The organism is Enterobacter sp. 6722112, from assembly GCF_058661685.1.
Window position 1 is genome coordinate 2,757,455 of record NZ_JBZWGR010000007.1, and the last position, 17,211, is coordinate 2,774,665.

Annotated in this window: 18 protein-coding genes; 8 read left to right on the forward strand and 10 right to left on the reverse strand. The window is 57.1% G+C overall.

Going from position 1 to position 17,211, the window contains the following annotated elements; all coding sequences use genetic code 11:
* Positions 1 to 98 precede the first annotated feature (98 nt).
* Positions 99 to 839, forward strand: coding sequence for an HTH-type transcriptional regulator MlrA (mlrA, locus tag AC4OVU_RS14635; protein WP_017693055.1), 741 nt, complete (start codon positions 99 to 101; stop codon positions 837 to 839).
* Positions 840 to 908: 69 nt separating this feature from the next.
* Positions 909 to 1,022, forward strand: coding sequence for a protein YohO (locus AC4OVU_RS14640; protein WP_017383372.1), 114 nt, complete (start codon positions 909 to 911; stop codon positions 1,020 to 1,022).
* On the opposite strand, the gene AC4OVU_RS14645 is transcribed toward AC4OVU_RS14640, so the two are convergent.
* From AC4OVU_RS14645 to bglX, 5 genes are all read right to left on the reverse strand, one after another.
* Positions 997 to 1,734, reverse strand: a complete 738-nt coding sequence (locus tag AC4OVU_RS14645) for an ABC transporter permease (RefSeq protein WP_017383373.1) — start codon at positions 1,732 to 1,734, stop codon at positions 997 to 999. The two genes, AC4OVU_RS14640 and AC4OVU_RS14645, sit on opposite strands and share 26 nt — an antisense overlap.
* Entirely contained in the window at positions 1,718 to 2,668 is a 951-nt protein-coding gene (locus AC4OVU_RS14650; protein WP_110293115.1) for an ABC transporter ATP-binding protein, read from the reverse strand. The genes AC4OVU_RS14645 and AC4OVU_RS14650 overlap by 17 nt, the downstream gene beginning before the upstream one ends.
* Positions 2,661 to 3,818: an ABC transporter permease gene (locus AC4OVU_RS14655; RefSeq protein WP_023295049.1), complete on the reverse strand. Its 1,158-nt coding sequence runs from the start codon at positions 3,816 to 3,818 to the stop codon at positions 2,661 to 2,663. The genes AC4OVU_RS14650 and AC4OVU_RS14655 overlap by 8 nt, the downstream gene beginning before the upstream one ends.
* 12 nt (positions 3,819 to 3,830) lie before the next feature.
* Positions 3,831 to 4,748 carry a glycine betaine ABC transporter substrate-binding protein OsmF gene (gene osmF, locus AC4OVU_RS14660; protein ID WP_015572333.1) on the reverse strand — a complete coding sequence of 306 codons (918 nt, stop codon included), beginning with the start codon at positions 4,746 to 4,748 and terminating at the stop codon, positions 3,831 to 3,833.
* A 136-nt stretch (positions 4,749 to 4,884) separates the two neighbouring features.
* Positions 4,885 to 7,182 (reverse strand): beta-glucosidase BglX, encoded by a 2,298-nt coding sequence (gene bglX, locus AC4OVU_RS14665; RefSeq protein ID WP_110293114.1) that lies wholly within the window; start codon positions 7,180 to 7,182, stop codon positions 4,885 to 4,887.
* A 189-nt stretch (positions 7,183 to 7,371) separates the two neighbouring features.
* On the opposite strand from bglX, the gene dld reads away from it, so the two are divergent.
* Both dld and AC4OVU_RS14675 read left to right on the forward strand, forming a co-directional pair.
* The gene (gene dld / locus AC4OVU_RS14670) at positions 7,372 to 9,129 is read left to right on the forward strand and encodes a D-lactate dehydrogenase (RefSeq protein WP_015572331.1); all 1,758 of its coding nucleotides are present in this window, start codon (positions 7,372 to 7,374) and stop codon (positions 9,127 to 9,129) included.
* Between the two features lie 102 nt (positions 9,130 to 9,231).
* Positions 9,232 to 9,786, forward strand: coding sequence for a GNAT family N-acetyltransferase (locus AC4OVU_RS14675; protein WP_045910728.1), 555 nt, complete (start codon positions 9,232 to 9,234; stop codon positions 9,784 to 9,786).
* 105 nt (positions 9,787 to 9,891) lie between these two features.
* On the opposite strand, the gene pbpG is transcribed toward AC4OVU_RS14675, so the two are convergent.
* The gene (gene pbpG, locus AC4OVU_RS14680) at positions 9,892 to 10,815 is read right to left on the reverse strand and encodes a D-alanyl-D-alanine endopeptidase (RefSeq protein ID WP_015572329.1); all 924 of its coding nucleotides are present in this window, start codon (positions 10,813 to 10,815) and stop codon (positions 9,892 to 9,894) included.
* 167 nt (positions 10,816 to 10,982) lie between these two features.
* Complete coding sequence (locus tag AC4OVU_RS14685; protein WP_047735000.1) at positions 10,983 to 11,570, reverse strand: Yip1 family protein; 588 nt, start codon at positions 11,568 to 11,570, stop codon at positions 10,983 to 10,985.
* A 157-nt stretch (positions 11,571 to 11,727) separates the two neighbouring features.
* Here AC4OVU_RS14685 and AC4OVU_RS14690 point away from each other — a divergent pair, with 157 nt between their 5' ends.
* Positions 11,728 to 12,300, forward strand: coding sequence for a DedA family protein (locus AC4OVU_RS14690; protein WP_015572327.1), 573 nt, complete (start codon positions 11,728 to 11,730; stop codon positions 12,298 to 12,300).
* A gap of 77 nt (positions 12,301 to 12,377) precedes the next feature.
* Here AC4OVU_RS14690 and AC4OVU_RS14695 read toward each other — a convergent pair whose 3' ends face one another.
* Both AC4OVU_RS14695 and mdtQ read right to left on the reverse strand, forming a co-directional pair.
* Positions 12,378 to 13,142 (reverse strand): SDR family oxidoreductase, encoded by a 765-nt coding sequence (locus AC4OVU_RS14695; RefSeq protein ID WP_023295053.1) that lies wholly within the window; start codon positions 13,140 to 13,142, stop codon positions 12,378 to 12,380.
* Between the two features lie 50 nt (positions 13,143 to 13,192).
* Complete coding sequence (gene mdtQ / locus AC4OVU_RS14700) at positions 13,193 to 14,611, reverse strand: multidrug resistance outer membrane protein MdtQ (RefSeq protein ID WP_110293113.1); 1,419 nt, start codon at positions 14,609 to 14,611, stop codon at positions 13,193 to 13,195.
* A gap of 203 nt (positions 14,612 to 14,814) precedes the next feature.
* Here mdtQ and yohP point away from each other — a divergent pair, with 203 nt between their 5' ends.
* Entirely contained in the window at positions 14,815 to 14,898 is an 84-nt protein-coding gene (gene yohP / locus AC4OVU_RS14705) for a small membrane protein YohP (protein WP_015572324.1), read from the forward strand.
* A gap of 44 nt (positions 14,899 to 14,942) precedes the next feature.
* On the opposite strand, the gene dusC is transcribed toward yohP, so the two are convergent.
* On the reverse strand, positions 14,943 to 15,878 hold the full coding sequence (gene dusC / locus AC4OVU_RS14710; RefSeq protein WP_015572323.1) for a tRNA dihydrouridine(16) synthase DusC: 936 nt from the start codon (positions 15,876 to 15,878) through the stop codon (positions 14,943 to 14,945).
* Positions 15,879 to 16,046: 168 nt separating this feature from the next.
* On the opposite strand from dusC, the gene AC4OVU_RS14715 reads away from it, so the two are divergent.
* Together AC4OVU_RS14715 and AC4OVU_RS14720 are read left to right on the forward strand one after the other, a co-directional pair.
* On the forward strand, positions 16,047 to 16,442 hold the full coding sequence (locus tag AC4OVU_RS14715; protein ID WP_003859308.1) for a CidA/LrgA family protein: 396 nt from the start codon (positions 16,047 to 16,049) through the stop codon (positions 16,440 to 16,442).
* Positions 16,439 to 17,134, forward strand: a complete 696-nt coding sequence (locus AC4OVU_RS14720) for a CidB/LrgB family autolysis modulator (RefSeq protein ID WP_032648907.1) — start codon at positions 16,439 to 16,441, stop codon at positions 17,132 to 17,134. Before AC4OVU_RS14715 ends, AC4OVU_RS14720 begins: the two co-directional genes overlap by 4 nt.
* Positions 17,135 to 17,211 lie beyond the last annotated feature (77 nt).

Consider the following 17,211-nt stretch of genomic DNA (forward strand, 5'->3'; position numbering starts at 1 on the left):
TGTCTTTCGTATAATTTGTACAAAAAAGAATCAAATCTTCCTGGTTCCGCAAAGTGGGTCTACAGTTAAGCTGGGGACGCGCAAGCCTGGGGGCGAAAATGGCGCTTTACACAATAGGTGAAGTGGCACTCCTGTGTGATATCAATCCCGTTACGCTACGGGCGTGGCAGCGACGGTATGGATTGCTTAAGCCGCAAAGAACGGACGGCGGGCACCGCCTGTTTAACGATGCGGATATTGACCGGATCCGCGAGATCAAAAGCTGGATCGACAATGGCGTACAGGTCGGCAAGGTAAAATCGCTTCTGAGCCAGGACGATCCAGATACGCAGCTTCTCTGGCGCGAGCAGCAGGAAACGCTGCTGAGGCTGTTGCAGAGTGGCAATTTGCAGCGTTTGCGCGGCTGGATCAAAGAACAGGGTCGAGACTACCCGGCGCAAACCTTGATCACCCATCTTTTTATTCCCCTACGGCGTCGGCTTCAGTGTCAGCAAACCACCTTACAGGCACTGCTCAGCATGCTTGATGGCGTGCTGATTAACTATATTTCCGTCTGTCTTGCCTCAGCGCGGAATAAAAACAGCAAAGATGCGCTGGTGATCGGCTGGAACGTACACGATACCACCCGGCTGTGGCTCGAAGCCTGGATTGCCACCCAGCAGGGCTGGCGCGTTGACGTGCTTGCCCACTCCCTGGCCCAGCTCAGACCGGAACTGTTTGAGGGACAGACGCTGCTGGTCTGGTGCGGCGAAGTCCCCTCCGCTTCCCAGCAGCAGCTCCTGACGGAATGGCGCGAACATGGTTATCCCGTTTACTCGCTGGGGCCAAATGCGTCGTAACGGCATTTAATGGTTCATTAACAGCTGCGCTTCACCGTATAATTGTTCCGTTAACAACAGGAGCACATGATGAAGGCAACGAAACTGGCCGTAATTACCCTCTTTGCACTGATGGCCATCAGCGGTATCGGTGGCGTTATGCTTGCAGGTTATTCATTTATTGTTCGCGGCGGTGTTGGCTGAGGTATCCGGCCAGGCGTTCAAACAGGCGATCCACCACAATCGCCGCCAGCGCAACCAGAACCGCCCCCTGAATAATGTAAGCCGTATTAAACCCGCTTAACCCGATAATGATCGGCGTTCCCAGCGTATTGGCTCCGACCGTCGAGGCGATGGTTGCCGTACCAATGTTGATAATCACGGACGTTCGCACGCCGGCGATAATCACCGGTGCGGCCAGCGGCAGTTCGACCTTCACCAGCCGCTGCCAGGCGCTCATCCCCATCCCTTCCGCTACGCTCAGCACCGATGCAGGCACCGCCGCAATCCCCGCCAGCGTCCCTTGCAGAATGGGCAACACGCCGTACAAAATCAGCGCAATGATGGCAGGCTCCTGCCCAAAACCGATCGCCGGCACGGCAATCGCCAGCACGGCCACCGGCGGGAAGGTCTGCCCCGTTGCGGCGATGGTCTCCACCAGCGGACGAAACTCCCTGCCCGCGGGTCTCGTCACCGCAATCCCGGCGCCTGTGCCCAGCACGATGGCAATCACGCTTGACACCGCCACCAGCCAGAAGTGCGCCAGGGTGAGATTAACAAAGCTCTCCTGCTGGTACACCGGGCGCGGCAGCCCGGGGATAAGCGCATTAAACAGCGCCGCGCTGTGCGGCATCAGGTAGAGTAAGGCGATAAACAGCCCTGTCAGCCAGAGTAACGGATCACGGACCCACTTCACGCGTCACCTCCCCCGCCAGCAGATCGCGAAAATGGATCGTCCCGCATGGCGTCCCCTGCCCGTCCGCAACGGGTAACACCTCGCACTGCCGGGCGACAAACGCCGACAGGGCATCGCGCAGGCTCATCCCATCGTGCAGCGGTTCACCACCGATTTGCGCATCCTGCGGACGCAGATAGTCCCTGACGGTGCGCAGCGAGAGCAGCCTGACGCCAAGCTCGCTGCGGCCAAAAAATTCACGCACAAAATCATTCGCTGGCGAGGTTAACAGCTCAAGCGGCGTACCCTGCTGGACGACTTCGCCGTGATCCATCAGTATCAGACGATCGGCCAGCCGCAGCGCTTCGTCGATATCATGCGTCACCAGCACGATGGTGCGCCCTAGAATACGGTGGATGCGACTCATCTCCGCCTGAAGTGCGCCGCGGGTGACCGGATCCAGCGCGCCGAAGGGCTCATCCATCAGCAGCACCTGCGGGTTAGCGGCCAGCGCGCGCGCCACCCCGACCCGCTGCTGCTGTCCGCCGGAAAGCTGGTGCGGATAGCGGTCGCGAAGCGACGCGTCCATGCCCAGCAGCGCCATCAGCTCGTCGACACGCTCATTGATCTTCCCCCGGGACCATTTTTCCAGCTGTAGCACGGTGGCAATGTTCTGGGCCACCGTCCAGTGGGGAAACAGGCCGATGGACTGAATGGCGTAGCCCATACGCCGCCGCAGTTCCAGCACTGGCAGGCTGCGGATCTCCTCTCCGGCAAAGCGAATCGTCCCGCTGTCATGTTCCACCAGCCGGTTGATCATCTTCAGCGTCGTCGATTTTCCCGACCCCGACGTCCCGATCAATACCGAGAACGCCCCCTCGGCAAAATGCAGATTGAGGTGGCTTGCCGCCGGACGGCCCGCAAAGGTTTTACTCACATCATGAAATTCAATCATTGGCTCTTCTCCTGAGCAGCGCGAGCCACAGGGCAAACAATGCATCCAGTACGACCGCCAGCGCAATCGTCGGCACAACGCCCAGCAGCACCAGATCCAGCGCGCTGCTGAGCAGCCCCTGGAAGACCAGTGCCCCAAAGCCGCCCGCCCCGATCAGCGCGGCAATCACCGCCATCCCCACGGTTTGCACCGTCACCACCCGCAGGCTGCGAACCAGCAGCGGAAGCGCAAGCGGCAGCTGTATTTTCCAGAAACACTGCCGCGCACTCATCCCCATCGCATGGGCGCTTTCCAGCACGTCAGGCGGAACCTGGCTTAACCCCGCCACCACGCCGCGCACCAGCGGCAGCAGCGCATACAGCACAAGGGCGATAAGGGCAGGCGTCAGCCCGGTTCCGGCAATGCCTGCCGCGGCCAACGCAGGGAAGGATTTCACCAGACCGGCCAGGGGGGCAATCAGCAGGCCAAACAGGGCAACGGAGGGGATGGTCTGAATAACGTTGAGCACGGTAAAGACGGCACCCTGGCGGCTGGGATGCCGGTAGCACCCGATGCCCAGCGGCACGCCCAGCAGCAGCGCCGGGATCAGCGTCCCAAACAGGATCGTCAGATGTTGCGCCAGCGCGTTGTCAAACACCTCCTGGCGGTTGGCGTACTCTTTTAACAGCGAGAGTTGATTCAGATCGCCGCTGAAGAGGATCAGCAGAGGGATGACCCAGAATTGCGCGTTCAGCAGCCAGCGCCAGACGGGTAGCGGCGTGAGACGGCGAATGGCATCGCTACAGACCAGCAGACAAAGTGCCAGCCACAGCCACAGCCCGCTGCCAATCGACGTGCGCGCCAGCGGGCTTTCAACCGAGGCCATCTGCGTTGCCGCCTGTCCCGCGCTCCAGAACAGCACGATAAACAGTGCTTCGCTGAGCAGAAGCGTCAGCCAAAGGGCGGCTCGCCCTGGCCAGAAGGCTAAGGCTACAGTACTCGCCAGCGCCGCGCCCAGCAGTAGCGGCGTAAATGACCAGATCTGCCAGAGCGCGCGCGGTTCGCCCGACACCAGACGGTTTGGCGCGACATTTACAAAGGGTAACGCGACCGCCGCAATGGCCACACAGGCCAACAGCAGCAGGACGCGGTTATAACATTTTATTGGCACAGCCTTGTCCCGTTACTTCACAAGCCCTTGTTGTTTCAGGAAGTCGGCAGCCACCTTTTTGGCATCCAGCCCCTCAACGGCAATGCTGGCATTCAGCTGTTGCAGCGTTTTCGCATCCAGTTTTTCAAACACCGGTTTGAGCCATTCCGCAATATCCGGGTAGGCTTTCAGCACCGCCTCGCGCACGACCGGGGTTGGGGCGTAAATGGGCTGAACGCCTTTCGGGTCGGTCAGGGTTTGCAGACCAAGCGCCGCGACCGGGCCGTCGGTGCCGTAGGCCATCGCCGCGTTGACGCCGGAGGTTTGCTGCGCCGCCGCCTTAATGGTCACCGCCGTGTCGCCGCCCGCCAGCGAGAGCAACTGGGACTGATCGAGCTTGAAATCATAGGCTTTTTCAAACGCTGGCAGGGCATCAGCGCGTTCGATAAACTCTGCCGAGGCCGCGAGCTTAAACTCGCCCTTCTCTTTCAGGTAGCGGCTGAGATCGTCAAGCGAGGTGAGCTTGCCTTTCTCGGCAATATCTTTACGCACCGCGATGGTCCAGGTGTTGTTGGCCGGTGCCGGCGTAAGCCAGACCAGCTTATTTTTTTCCGCGTCCAGCTTTTTGACTTTTTCGTACCCGGCTTTGGCATTTTTCCAGGCCGGATCGTTTTCATCCTTGAAGAAGAATGCCCCGTTGCCGGTGTATTCCGGGTAGATATCCAGCTCGCCGGACGTGATGGCACCGCGTACGACAGGTGTGGTGCCAAGCTGTACTTTATTGACCGTTTTCACGCCGTGGCTTTCGAGTACCTGCAAAATGATATTGCCGAGCAACGCGCCCTCGGTATCAATTTTGGAACCCACCTTAACCGGCTCTGCGGCCTGTAGCGGCAGGCTTAGCGCCGCCAGAAGCACCGCCGATCCTGTTATCCCCTTAATAATCGTCATTCTGCTTTCCTCATTATTTTGTGGCCTTTTTCATAGGCTTGAGACAAAAGCGTAGCTTAAAACAGCGAATTTAACCGTTTTTCGTACAAGATGAGAGGCATCCCCCGCCAGGCGGGGAATGGGGAGGAAGGTAAGATTATTGCAGCTCGAATTCGGCTTTGTTCACGCGGGCGGAATCCACGCCAATGAAGACGTTGAATTTGCCAGGATCGGCATCGTATTTCATCTGCTGGTTCCAGAACTTCAGCGCATTCACGTCAATCGGGAAGCTGACCGTTCTGGTTTCGCCCGGTTTCAGGTTGACCTTCTCGAAGCCGCGCAGCTGTTTCACCGGACGGCTCATGGAGGCCGTGACATCCTGAATGTACATCTGGATCACCGTCGCGCCTTCGCGTTTGCCGCTGTTGGTCACCTCCACGCTGGCGGTCACTTTGCCGTCATGCTTCAGGGTCGGCGCTGACATTTTCACGTCAGAGACCTTAAAGGTAGTGTAGCTCAGGCCATAGCCAAACGGATACAGCGGGCCGTTCGCCTCATCGAAATAACGAGACGTGTACTTGTTCGGCTTGTCGGCGTTATACGGACGACCGGTGTTCAGGTGGCTGTAGTAAACCGGGATCTGCCCGACGGAGCGCGGGAAGGACATCGGCAGCTTGCCGGACGGGTTGTAATCGCCAAACAGCACGTCGGCAATGGCGTTACCGCCTTCGGTACCGGCGAACCAGGTTTCCAGAATGGCGTCAGCCTGCTGGTCTTCTTTCACCAGCGCCAGCGGACGCCCGTTCATCAGCACCAGCACCAGCGGCTTGCCGGTGGCTTTCAGGGCCGCGATCAGATCGCGCTGGCTTTGCGGGATGGTAATGTCGGTACGGCTGGAGGCTTCGTGCGCCATCCCCTGCGCTTCACCCACCACCGCGACCACCACGTCGGACTGCTTCGCGGCGTTCACCGCTTCGTCGATCATCTCTTTCGGCGTGCGCGGATCCACCTTCACCGCTTCCTCGTACTGGTTGAGGAAGGTCACGATGTCTTTATCGTTGGTGACGTTCGCGCCTTTGGCGTAAACCACTTTTGCATTATCACCCACGGCGCTCTTAATGCCGGTCAGCACGGTAACGGACTGATCCGCCACGCCTGCGGCGGACCAGCTGCCCATGACGTCGCGCTTGCTGTCGGCCAGCGGACCAACCACGGCAATGGTGCCGGATTTTTTCAGCGGCAGCGTGTCGAGACGGTTTTTCAGCAGCACCAGGCTTTCGCGCGCTACTTCCCGGGCTTCCTTACGGTGCAGACGGCTTTCGGCGTTAGTGTCCGCCGGGTCTGAATCCTTCGGCCCCAGATGGCTGTAAGGATCGTTAAACAGCCCCATGTCATATTTCACGTTCAGCACGTGGCGAGCGGCGTCGTCCAGCTCTGCCATCGTCACTTTGCCGCTCTTCACCAGCCCCGGCAGGTATTTGCTGTAGTACTCGTCGCTCATGCTCATGTTGATGCCGGACTTGAGCGCCACGCGTACCGCGTCTTCCGGATCGGACGCCGTGCCGTGTTTAATCAGCTCTTTAATCGCGCCGTGGTCAGAGACGGTAATGCCCTTAAAGCCCCACTGGTCGCGCAACACGTCTTTCAGCAGCCACGAATCGGAGGTGGCAGGCGTGCCGTTGAGAGAGTTCAGCGCTACCATCACCGCCCCGCTGCCCGCGTCCAGCCCTGCCTTGTATGGCGGCATGTAGTCGTTGAACAGGCGCTGTGGGCTCATATCGACGGTGTTGTACTCTTTACCGCCCTCCACCGCGCCATAGGCGGCGAAGTGCTTGACGCTGGTCATCACCGAGTAACGATCTGCCGGACTTTTGCCCTGCATCGCTTCCACCATGGTTTTGCCCATCGTGGCGGTTAAATACGTGTCTTCACCGAAGCCCTCCGAAGCGCGGCCCCAGCGCGGATCGCGGGAGACGTCAACCATCGGCGCCCAGGTCATATTCAGGCCGTCGTCTGCGGCTTCATATGCCGAAACGCGCCCGACGGTTTTCACCGCATCAAGATTAAAAGAGGAGGCTAAGCCGAGGCTAATCGGGAAGACGGTACGCTGGCCGTGCACCACGTCATAAGCGAAGAACAGTGGAATTTTCAGGCGGCTCAGCTCCATCACCTGATCCTGCATCTTGCGGATATCCTGGCGGGTAACGGTGTTAAAAATGGCCCCTACCTGCCCGTCTTTGATCATCTCGCGAATGGCTTCTTTCGGGTTATCCGGACCGACGCTGATCAGGCGCAGCTGGCCGATTTTCTCATCGACCGTCATCTTTTTGAGTAAATCCGTGACAAAGGCGTCGCGGGCTTCGGGCGTGAGCGGGTGATTACCAAACAAATCCTCTGCCAGCGCAGGTTGCAGCGCCAGGCTGACGGCGACACCTACAGAACATAGCCATTTCATGTTGTTATTCTCTCTCATCAATAACCGCGGGAAGCACCCGGCCAGACCGTGCGAAAAGCGCAGTGTGCCATAAAGCCTGAAAACCTTGCAGGGTTATTCTCTGATTTTTCTCATGAATACCCGACCGCTCAACGGCTAATCGCGCTATGCTTTACAGCGAGAAATTTGCCCCACCACAAGGAGTGGAAGATGTCTTCTGTTCGAACTGACGATAACACTACATTTATTAACGAACTGTCTCGCCTGGTTGGTCACTCTCACCTGCTTACCGACCCGGCCAAAACCGCCCGCTATCGGAAGGGCTTTCGCTCCGGCCAGGGCGACGCGCTGGCGGTAGTCTTCCCCGGTACGTTGCTCGAACTGTGGCGCGTGCTCAGCGCCTGCGTTGCGGCAGACAAGATTATTTTAATGCAGGCTGCGAATACCGGCCTGACCGAAGGCTCCACGCCGAACGGCAACGATTACGATCGTGACATCGTGATTATCAGCACCCTGCGCCTCGACAAACTGCACCTGCTGGACAAGGGCGAACAGGTGCTCGCCTTCCCCGGCACCACGCTTTACTCGCTGGAAAAAGCGCTTAAGCCGCTGGGACGCGAACCGCACTCGGTGATCGGCTCATCGTGCATTGGCGCCTCGGTGATCGGCGGGATCTGCAATAACTCCGGCGGCTCGCTGGTGCAGCGCGGCCCGGCTTACACGGAAATGTCGCTGTTCGCCCGTATCGATGAAAACGGCAAGCTGACGCTGGTTAACCATCTGGGGATCGATCTGGGCGTAACGCCAGAGCAGATCCTCAGCAAACTTGACGATGACCGCGTAAAGGACGAAGACGTTCAGCACGATGGCCGTCACGCGCATGACCACGATTACATCACCCGCGTGCGCGATATCAATGCCGATACGCCGGCGCGCTATAACGCCGATCCGGATCGCCTGTTTGAATCCTCCGGCTGCGCGGGCAAGCTGGCCGTTTTTGCGGTGCGCCTCGATACCTTCCCGGCAGAGAAAAAGCAGCAGGTGTTTTACATCGGCACCAATCAGCCGGAGGTGCTGACGGAGATCCGTCGTCATATTCTGGCCGAGTTCACTCACCTGCCGGTGGCGGGCGAGTATATGCACCGGGACATTTACGACATCGCCGAGCGCTACGGCAAAGATACCTTCCTGATGATCGACAAGCTCGGCACCGACAAAATGCCGTTCTTCTTCACTATGAAGGGCCGCACCGACGCGATGCTGGAGAAAGTATCGTTGTTCAAACCGCACTTCACCGACCGCTTTATGCAGAAGCTGGGTAACGTCTTCCCGGCGCATTTACCGGAGCGGATGAAGACCTGGCGCGACAAGTATGAGCACCATCTGCTGCTGAAAATGGCCGGGGACGGAATTGCCGAAGCGCAGAGCTGGCTCACCGAATTCTTCAAAACCGCCGACGGGGATTTCTTTGCCTGTACGCCGGAAGAAGGCAGCAAAGCCTTCCTGCACCGCTTCGCCGCGGCGGGTGCTGCCATCCGTTATCAGGCGGTGCATTCCGAAGAGGTGGAGGATATTCTGGCGCTGGATATCGCCCTGCGTCGCAACGATACCGAGTGGTTTGAACATCTGCCGCCGGAGATCGACAGCAAGCTGGTGCATAAGCTCTATTACGGCCACTTTATGTGCTATGTCTTCCACCAGGATTACATCGTCAAAAAAGGGGTTGATGCGCATGCGCTGAAAGAACAGATGCTGGCGCTGCTGCACGAGCGTGGCGCGCAATATCCTGCCGAGCACAACGTGGGACACCTGTATAAAGCGCCGGAGACGCTTAAACAGTTTTATCGCAAAAATGACCCTACAAACAGTATGAACCCCGGCATTGGTAAGACAACGCGGAAGAAATACTGGAAAGAGAGTGCCGAAACAGAGGAGCACAATACGCAAGCCTCTGATGAACTCTTATAGCCAAATTTAAGAGATTGTTAAGCCCTCCTCAAACGTACTAGAGTATCTGCCTGTTGCCAGAGAAACGTTTCTCTGGCTTTCCAAACAAGGAGCGGGCAGAACATGTCGGCTGTAGAAATTTTCCCCGAAACTGAAATCGAGGTGCGCGACGCCCTTCCTGACGATGCGCATGCCATCTCGGCGATATACGCCTGGCATGTGCTTCATGGCCGTGCGTCCTTCGAGGAAGTTCCTCCCACCGTCGATGAGATGCGTCAGCGGATGAAGAGCGTGACCGACAGCGGTTTAACGTGGCTGGTTGCGCTGTATCGCGGCATTGTTGTCGGCTACTGCTACGCCACGTTTTATCGTCCACGCCAGGCCTACCGGTACACCCTTGAGGAATCCATCTATGTGGATGCCAGCACTACCGGGCGCGGGTTTGGCTCGGCCTTACTCCAGGCACTGATCGCCCGTTGTGAACAAGGACCCTGGCGGCAGATGATTGCCGTGGTTGGTGACGGAAACAATAATGCGGGATCGTTACGGCTGCATAAAAAACATGGCTTCGAGGTTGTCGGTCAACTGCGCAGCGTGGGGTATAAGAAGGGCGACTGGCGGGATACGTTGATCATGCAGCGTCCACTCAACGATGGTGACTGGACGCTGCCGGAGTAGGCGCTTTCGCCCGGTGGCGCTTCGCTTACCGGGCCTACGTATCGGGGCCGCTTTAGGGCCGTAGGCCGGGTAAGGCGAAGCCGCCACCCGGCACAGACAGGCGGCTCAGTCGTTCTGCGCCGTCGCCATCTGTTCCGCTTTCTGCTTTTTATACGCCAGCGCTGAAGCCGGCACCGGCTGCACTTTCCCGGTTTCAATCCAGGTGCGCAGGCGGCTGGCGTCCGCAAAGTGGGTATATTTTCCGAAGGCATCCATCACCACCAGCGCCACTGGCTTACCGTTAAACACGGTGCGCATCACCAGGCAGTGCCCTGCCGCATTAGTGAATCCGGTCTTGGTTAACTGAATATTCCAGTTATCGCGATACACCAGATGGTTAGTGTTGCGGAACGGCAGCGTATACGCCGGGTTCGAGAATGTCGCCATCTCCTCACGCGTGGTACTGAGCTGACCGATCAGCGGGTATTGCTTACTGGCGATCAGCAGCTTGGTTAAATCACGCGCCGTCGAGACGTTATGAATCGACAGACCGGTTGGCTCTACGAAATGGGTATTTTTCATCCCCAGCGCTTTGGCTTTGGCGTTCATCGCGCGGATAAACGCGTCGTAACCACCAGGATAATGGTGGGCAAGGCTTGCCGCCGCGCGGTTCTCAGAGGACATCAGCGCCAGCAGCAGCATATTTTTACGGCTGATTTCACTGTTCAGACGCACGCGAGAGTAGATCCCTTTCATCTCTGGCGTGTGGCTGATATCCACCTTCAGCTTTTCGTCCAGCGGCAGTCGTGCATCAAGCACCACCATCGCGGTCATGACTTTGGTTATGGAAGCGATCGGGCGCACCAGATCCGGATGACTGGCGTAGATCACCTTGTTGGTATTCAGGTCAACGATCATCGCGCTGCCGGACGCAATCTGGGGTTGCGCAGCAGCGGTGGCGACTGCGGTCGTTTTGGCGATGGCTGGCGCGGTAGCGGAGACGCCCAGCAGCAGCGCAAGACTAAGGAGTGACACTCGAAATTTCAGCATGATGAGACTTCTGATAATGATTCACGCACGTTATGACGTACACCGCCTGTGTCAACGGATAAACACAGGCTGGCTTCGGCATCATAGCGATCACCGTGCGTTGTCGCCAGCGGAGAATCATAACCAGATGCTGCATTGCTGGCATTTACGCCAGCAATGCAGGGAACTTAAAAGAAACGGTATCCATAACCCCAAAGAATAACTGTCAGGGCCAGTAGCGCCTCAAGGACCAGTACGCCGATGGCAAGCGTAGAGCTGGAGAAGCTCAGGCCCTCTTCTTTATTGATATTGAGGAAGGTTGGCACCCCTACATACAGCAGATAACCGGTGTAAAAGAGGGCAACCGTACCGATCAGCGCGCACAGCCAGACCAGTGGATAGAGCGCGACAATACCGCTTAAAAACAGCGGGGTCGCGACGTATCCGGCGAAGACCATACAGTGTGCCAGCGACGGGCGCTGCGGATAGTTGCGCGCCATCCAGTGGATGACCCGCCCCATCACCGCCACCCCGGCCAGCATCAGGCCATAAAACAGAATGGCCAGGTACAGTCCGGTAAACCAGGAAAGCTGAACCACGGTGCCGTCACCAAAGTTCCAGCCTATCTGCGTAGTACCAATAAACGCGCAGACCACCGGCACCGCTGCCATCAGCAGGACATGGTGGGTATAGTGATGCGCGACCGTTTCGTTCTCGTTACGGATCACCTGCATTTCACGATCGGGATGGGAGAAAAGTCCCCAGACATGGTTCATAACGCCCCCTTGTTGTCGGCCCGTCAGCGATAGCTTAAGTATAATGCAGGCTTTAGATTATTTTATGTACAGTGGGAAATTTCCGTTGATTGCCGCGCGGTTGATGGATGGGGTATATGATTAACGCAGGCACAGTAAGGGAGATGACGTTTACGTAATGGATATCAACGGTCTTATTGAACAATATGGATACGCCGCGCTGGTGATCGGCAGCGTGGCGGAAGGCGAAACCATCACGCTGCTGGGCGGGGTGGCCGCACACCAGGGTTTGCTGAAATTCTCGCTGGTGGTCGCCGCCGTCGCGTTGGGCGGTATGATTGGCGATCAGCTGCTCTACTTTCTGGGGCTGCGCTTTGGCCCGACGCTTTTGCAACGTTTTGCTAAGCATCAAAAGAAAATTCGCCGTGCTCAGCGGCTTATCCAGCGACGTCCCTGGCTGTTTGTGATTGGTACCCGCTTTATGTACGGCTTTCGCATCATCGGGCCAATACTGATTGGCGCGAGCCGCTTACCGCCGAAAATCTTCCTGCCGCTGAACATTCTCGGGGCGATTGCCTGGGCGCTGATTTTCACCACGCTTGGCTACGTGGGTGGCGAAGTAATAGGTCCGTGGCTGCATAATCTCGATCAGCATCTTAAACACTGGGCCTGGTTGATCCTGGTTGTTGCGGTGGTGATTGTGGTACGGCTGTGGCTCAAGCATCGCGAAAAGCGGCGGGATGAAGAGTGAGTTCGGCCTGCTGCCCCTCACCCTACCCCTCTCCCCAAACGCTATACACCCTCTCCCCTTGGGGGTGAGGGGAATGCTTATTCCGCAGGCTTAAACTGCGGATTCGCCAGCATAAAACCGCCGTCGACGATAAACGACTGCCCGGTGGTGTAGCTGGCGTCGCTGTCACACAGCCACGCCACCAGGCTGGCAATTTCTTTGGTATGCCCTGGCCGTGCCAGCGGGATTTCCGGCATTGCGCCTTCTTTCACTTCGCTGTCGTCCATATCATTCATCGGCGTGGCGATCGCTCCGGGCGCAACGGCGTTCACCAGAATCTTATGTTTAACCAGCTCCAGCGCCATCGACTTTGTTAACCCGCCCAGCGCATGTTTGGCCGCCGTATAGGCGCTGGCGTCCGGCAATGGCGTATGTTCATGCACCGAGGTGATATTCACGATCCGCCCCCCTTCCCCCTGCTTCACCATCTGACGCGCCGCGATTTGCGAGCAGAGAAACGCGCCGTCCACGTCAACGGTGAATATGTGCCGCCAGTCGTCAAACGACAGGTCCAGAAATGGCGCTTTATTCATCGCCCCGGCATTGTTAACCAGCACATCCAGCCGCCCGAAACGCGTAATCAGGGTTTCAATGGCCTTTGCGCCTTCCGGCAAATTGCTTAAGTCGAGATGAATCGCCTCGGCACGCTGCCCGCGCGCTTCAATTTCACGGCAGGTTGCCAGCGCCCCTTTCTCATCTGAATGCCAGGTTACTCCGACATCAAACCCGCGTTCGGCCAGCATCAGGGCCGTCGTTTTGCCAATTCCTGAATCCGATGCGGTAACAATTGCGACTCGCGTCATACTCACCTCCTGATAATCTGCAAAGAGGTAAGTATAGATAATGCGCAATGTTAGCCGTGATGATATCCGCCACCCAGCGCGGAGGTGAGCTGGAGCGTGGCATCCACGTACTGACCTTTCAGCATCAACCCGGTAAAACGCTCTTTGAGCGCCGGAATTTTTGCTTCACTCACCCGGGAGCCGGCAATGATCCCGGCGCTGAAGCGCGCCTGTGCCAGCGCAACGACGCGCGCCGCATCTTTTTCGATCTGCTGCTGGTGCTGATTTTTGGCGGTCAGCGTTTCCACTTCGCTGGCCGTCCGGGCAACCTGGTTTACGGCATCTACCACGGCCTTGTTGTAGTTCGCCACGGAGAGGTTGTTTTGCGCCTGGGCGATATCCAGGTTCGCATTCAACCGACCGCTGTCAAAAATTGGCAGCGTCAGCCCGGCGGTTACGCCCATTTGCTGCGCAGATGAGCGGAACAGGTCACTCAGGTGCAATGCATCCTGCTGCAAGAATGCCATCAAATTGATGTCAGGGTAGAACGCGGCTCTGGCGGCATCCACTTCGCTCATGGATGCTTCGATATACCAGTGCGCCTCCTGCAAATCCGGGCGCCGAGCCAGCAGTTCATAACCGAGCGTTGATGGCAACGACGCCTCTGCGTCAGGTAAGGCATGCCGGGCGAGCGTGACTGAAGGGGTATGGGTCAACGCATTCAGACGCGCCTCAATGACCTTCATTTTGCCGTGCACGTCAGCGAGCTGTTCATCGGTTTTGCTGGCATTAATATCCGTTTCAACGCCTTCCACCGAGGAGGTAATGCCGTGCTGATAAAGCTCACGATCGGCACCGATGATATTTTCCTGCTCCCGTTTGATTTGCGCGAGTACGTCACCCACCGCGGCCTCGGTCTGCCAGTCCCAGTACAGCCGCGCGACGCTGCTGGCGAGCAGCTGGCGGGTCTGCTCCAGCTCCGCTTTTTGCGCATTCACCTGACCGATGCGGGCCTCAATTTGGGCGCGGTTTTTACCCCATAAATCCAGATCCCAACCCGCCGTCAGACCAAAGGTGCCGTTGGTGTACCAGGGGCCGGTTGTCCCCGCCGCCGGATCGGTCAGCGCAAATGGACCCATCAGCCCCTCTGCCGACATTTTTTGCCGTTCAACATCTGCGGAAAAATCCAGCTGTGGACCCTCAGCAGCGACAGCGGCTTTCGCCTGTGCTTCCGCCAGGGTGATACGCTGACGGGCAATTTGCATATCCGCCGCATCCTCCAGCGCTTTGTCGATCAGCGCGTTGAGCTGGGGGTCGTTAAAGTCTTTCCACCATTCGCTTTTTGGCCAGTCGGCATGACGCAGTTGGGTATTTACAGCTGCGGCGGCGGCTTGCGTTTTTACTGGAGACACCGTGGCATGTTCCGGCGCGCAGGCGGCCAGCATAAAAACAAGAGGAGCACTCAGAGATAAAGTAAGAGAACGTTTCATTACGCCATGAACTCAAAAAAATAAAGGCGCAACTTACGCTTACTGACGTTCCGTTTTTTAGTAACGCGTGGCAATCTGCATATTGTTATACATTTTCATATCCGGAAATTTATTCTCCAAGACAATGATTTAATTTCATGTATTCATGCTAATTATGAATTGGCTGCTACACTTACTTCGACAGACATACGCAGGAGAGGCGAATGAAAATATTATTGTGGGTTATTTTGATTATATTTCTGATAGGGCTGCTGGTGGTAACCGGCGTATTCAAGATGATTTTCTGATTCTGCTGCCCGGCTCCGCGCCGGGCAAGCTCTTCACACTTCGCTCAGGATTTTGACTGGATCACCCGGGCAATATCCGCAGACGTCTGTAGCGTACGGATCTCCTGAAATAATCCCAGCGCGTCGTCGTACTCTTTACGCAAATAACTCAGCCACTGCTTAATGCGCGCGACGTGATACAAGCCGGTATCGCCTTGCTTTTCCAGCCGCGTGTATTTTTGCAGTAGTTTCACCACATCCGCCCACGGCATCCGCGGCTCATTATATTTCACCACCCGGCTGAGGTTCGGCACGTTCAGCGCACCGCGGCCAATCATCACGGCATTACAGCCGGTCTCTTTGAGGCAGGCCTGCGCGCTCTCGTAATCCCAGATTTCGCCGTTGGCAATCACCGGGATCGTAAGCCGTTTGCGGATCTCGCCAATCGCCTGCCAGTTAATGCGCTCGGCTTTATAACCATCCTCTTTGGTTCGCCCGTGCACCACCAGCTCGGTGGCGCCCGCCTGCTGCACCGCGTCAGCAATTTCAAACTGCTTGTCGTCGCTGTCCCATCCCAGACGCACTTTGACCGTCACCGGCAGGTGCGATGGCACCGCCTCACGCATGGCCTTTGCGCCGCGATAAATCAGCTCCGGATCTTTAAGTAGCGTCGCCCCCCCGCCGCTGCCGTTGACCAGCTTTGACGGACAGCCGCAGTTAAGATCGACGCCGTACGAACCAAGCGCTACCGCGCGGGCGGCGTTTTCAGCCAGCCACTCAGGATACTGGCCGAGCAGCTGGACGCGCACCAGCGTACCGGACGGAGTGCGGCTCTGACGATGCAGTTCCGGGCAGAGACGATAAAATGATTTTTCTGGCAGCAACATATCGACCACGCGCAGAAACTCCGTCACGCAGAGATCGTAATCGTTCACCTCGGTAAGCAGCTCGCGCACGAGAGAGTCGAGCACACCTTCCATCGGGGCCAGTAAAACACGCATTCTGAGTACCTGTGAAAAAAGACGCGCTATAGTAGCTGCTCTCTATGTATGTTGAAAGCCCGGCGTTCCATTGCGGAATGTCTGGTATGCCCAAAATTCATGATGTGATCCGTGGCACATTTTCAGGTTTAATTGTATGATGAATACGTCTCAGCAAGGACTTTCACCATGAGCAAATCACTGAATACTATCTGGCAATACCTTCGCGCCTTCGTCCTCATTTATGCCTGCCTGTACGCCGGCATTTTTATCGCTTCGCTGCTGCCGATTACGATACCCGGCAGCATTATCGGCATGCTGATCCTGTTTGTGCTACTGGCATTACAGGTGCTGCCCGCGAAATGGGTTAATCCGGGGTGCTTCGTTCTCATTCGCTATATGGCCCTGCTTTTTGTGCCTATCGGCGTTGGGGTGATGCAGTATTACGATGTGCTTAAAGCGCAGTTCGGCCCGATTGTGGTCTCCTGCGCCATCAGTACGCTGGTGGTATTCCTGGTCGTCAGCTGGAGTTCACACATTGTGCATGGCGAACGCAAGGTCGTCGGGGAGAAAACAAAAAAATGATGGCGAATATCTGGTGGTCCCTGCCGTTAACCCTGGTGGTGTTCTTTGCTGCGCGTAAGCTTGCGGTGCGTTTCAAAATGCCGTTGCTCAACCCGCTGCTGGTCGCCATGGTGGTGATTATTCCTTTTCTGCTGCTCACCGGCATTCCTTATGAGCGTTACTTCGCCGGGAGCAGGATCCTCAACGATTTGTTGCAGCCTGCCGTGGTGGCGCTGGCGTTTCCTTTATATGAGCAACTGCATCAGATCCGCGCGCGCTGGAAATCCATCATTACCATCTGCTTTGTGGGTAGCCTTGTTGCGATGATCACCGGTACCTCGGTGGCCTTATTGATGGGCGCGTCGCCGCAGATCGCCGCCTCTATCCTGCCTAAATCCGTCACCACGCCGATTGCCATGGCCGTGGGCGGCAGCATCGGGGGCATTCCGGCCATCAGCGCCGTGTGCGTGATTTTCGTCGGTATCCTGGGCGCGGTGTTTGGTCATACGCTGCTGAATATCATGAAAATTCGGACCAAAGCGGCACGCGGTCTGGCGATGGGTACCGCCTCGCACGCGCTGGGCACCGCACGCTGCGCGGAACTGGATTATCAGGAAGGGGCATTCAGCTCGCTGGCGCTGGTGATCTGCGGGATTATCACTTCCCTGGTCGCGCCGTTTATCTTCCCGATTATTCTGGCAGTCATGGGCTAAAATTTGCGATGCGTCGCGCAAATTTCATTTTCATTTCATAAGTTGCACACATAATGAGATTTGGATCACATATAAAG

Coding starts and splice junctions, on each gene's coding strand:
- mlrA (WP_017693055.1), top strand. CDS start 99: ATGGCGCTTTACACAATAGGTGAAGTGGCACTCCTGTGTGATATCAAT.
- AC4OVU_RS14640 (WP_017383372.1), top strand. CDS start 909: ATGAAGGCAACGAAACTGGCCGTAATTACCCTCTTTGCACTGATGGCC.
- AC4OVU_RS14650 (WP_110293115.1), bottom strand. CDS start 2,668: ATGATTGAATTTCATGATGTGAGTAAAACCTTTGCGGGCCGTCCGGCG.
- osmF (WP_015572333.1), bottom strand. CDS start 4,748: ATGACGATTATTAAGGGGATAACAGGATCGGCGGTGCTTCTGGCGGCG.
- bglX (WP_110293114.1), bottom strand. CDS start 7,182: ATGAAATGGCTATGTTCTGTAGGTGTCGCCGTCAGCCTGGCGCTGCAA.
- dld (WP_015572331.1), top strand. CDS start 7,372: ATGTCTTCTGTTCGAACTGACGATAACACTACATTTATTAACGAACTG.
- AC4OVU_RS14675 (WP_045910728.1), top strand. CDS start 9,232: ATGTCGGCTGTAGAAATTTTCCCCGAAACTGAAATCGAGGTGCGCGAC.
- pbpG (WP_015572329.1), bottom strand. CDS start 10,815: ATGCTGAAATTTCGAGTGTCACTCCTTAGTCTTGCGCTGCTGCTGGGC.
- AC4OVU_RS14685 (WP_047735000.1), bottom strand. CDS start 11,570: ATGAACCATGTCTGGGGACTTTTCTCCCATCCCGATCGTGAAATGCAG.
- AC4OVU_RS14690 (WP_015572327.1), top strand. CDS start 11,728: ATGGATATCAACGGTCTTATTGAACAATATGGATACGCCGCGCTGGTG.
- AC4OVU_RS14695 (WP_023295053.1), bottom strand. CDS start 13,142: ATGACGCGAGTCGCAATTGTTACCGCATCGGATTCAGGAATTGGCAAA.
- mdtQ (WP_110293113.1), bottom strand. CDS start 14,611: ATGAAACGTTCTCTTACTTTATCTCTGAGTGCTCCTCTTGTTTTTATG.
- yohP (WP_015572324.1), top strand. CDS start 14,815: ATGAAAATATTATTGTGGGTTATTTTGATTATATTTCTGATAGGGCTG.
- dusC (WP_015572323.1), bottom strand. CDS start 15,878: ATGCGTGTTTTACTGGCCCCGATGGAAGGTGTGCTCGACTCTCTCGTG.
- AC4OVU_RS14715 (WP_003859308.1), top strand. CDS start 16,047: ATGAGCAAATCACTGAATACTATCTGGCAATACCTTCGCGCCTTCGTC.
- AC4OVU_RS14720 (WP_032648907.1), top strand. CDS start 16,439: ATGATGGCGAATATCTGGTGGTCCCTGCCGTTAACCCTGGTGGTGTTC.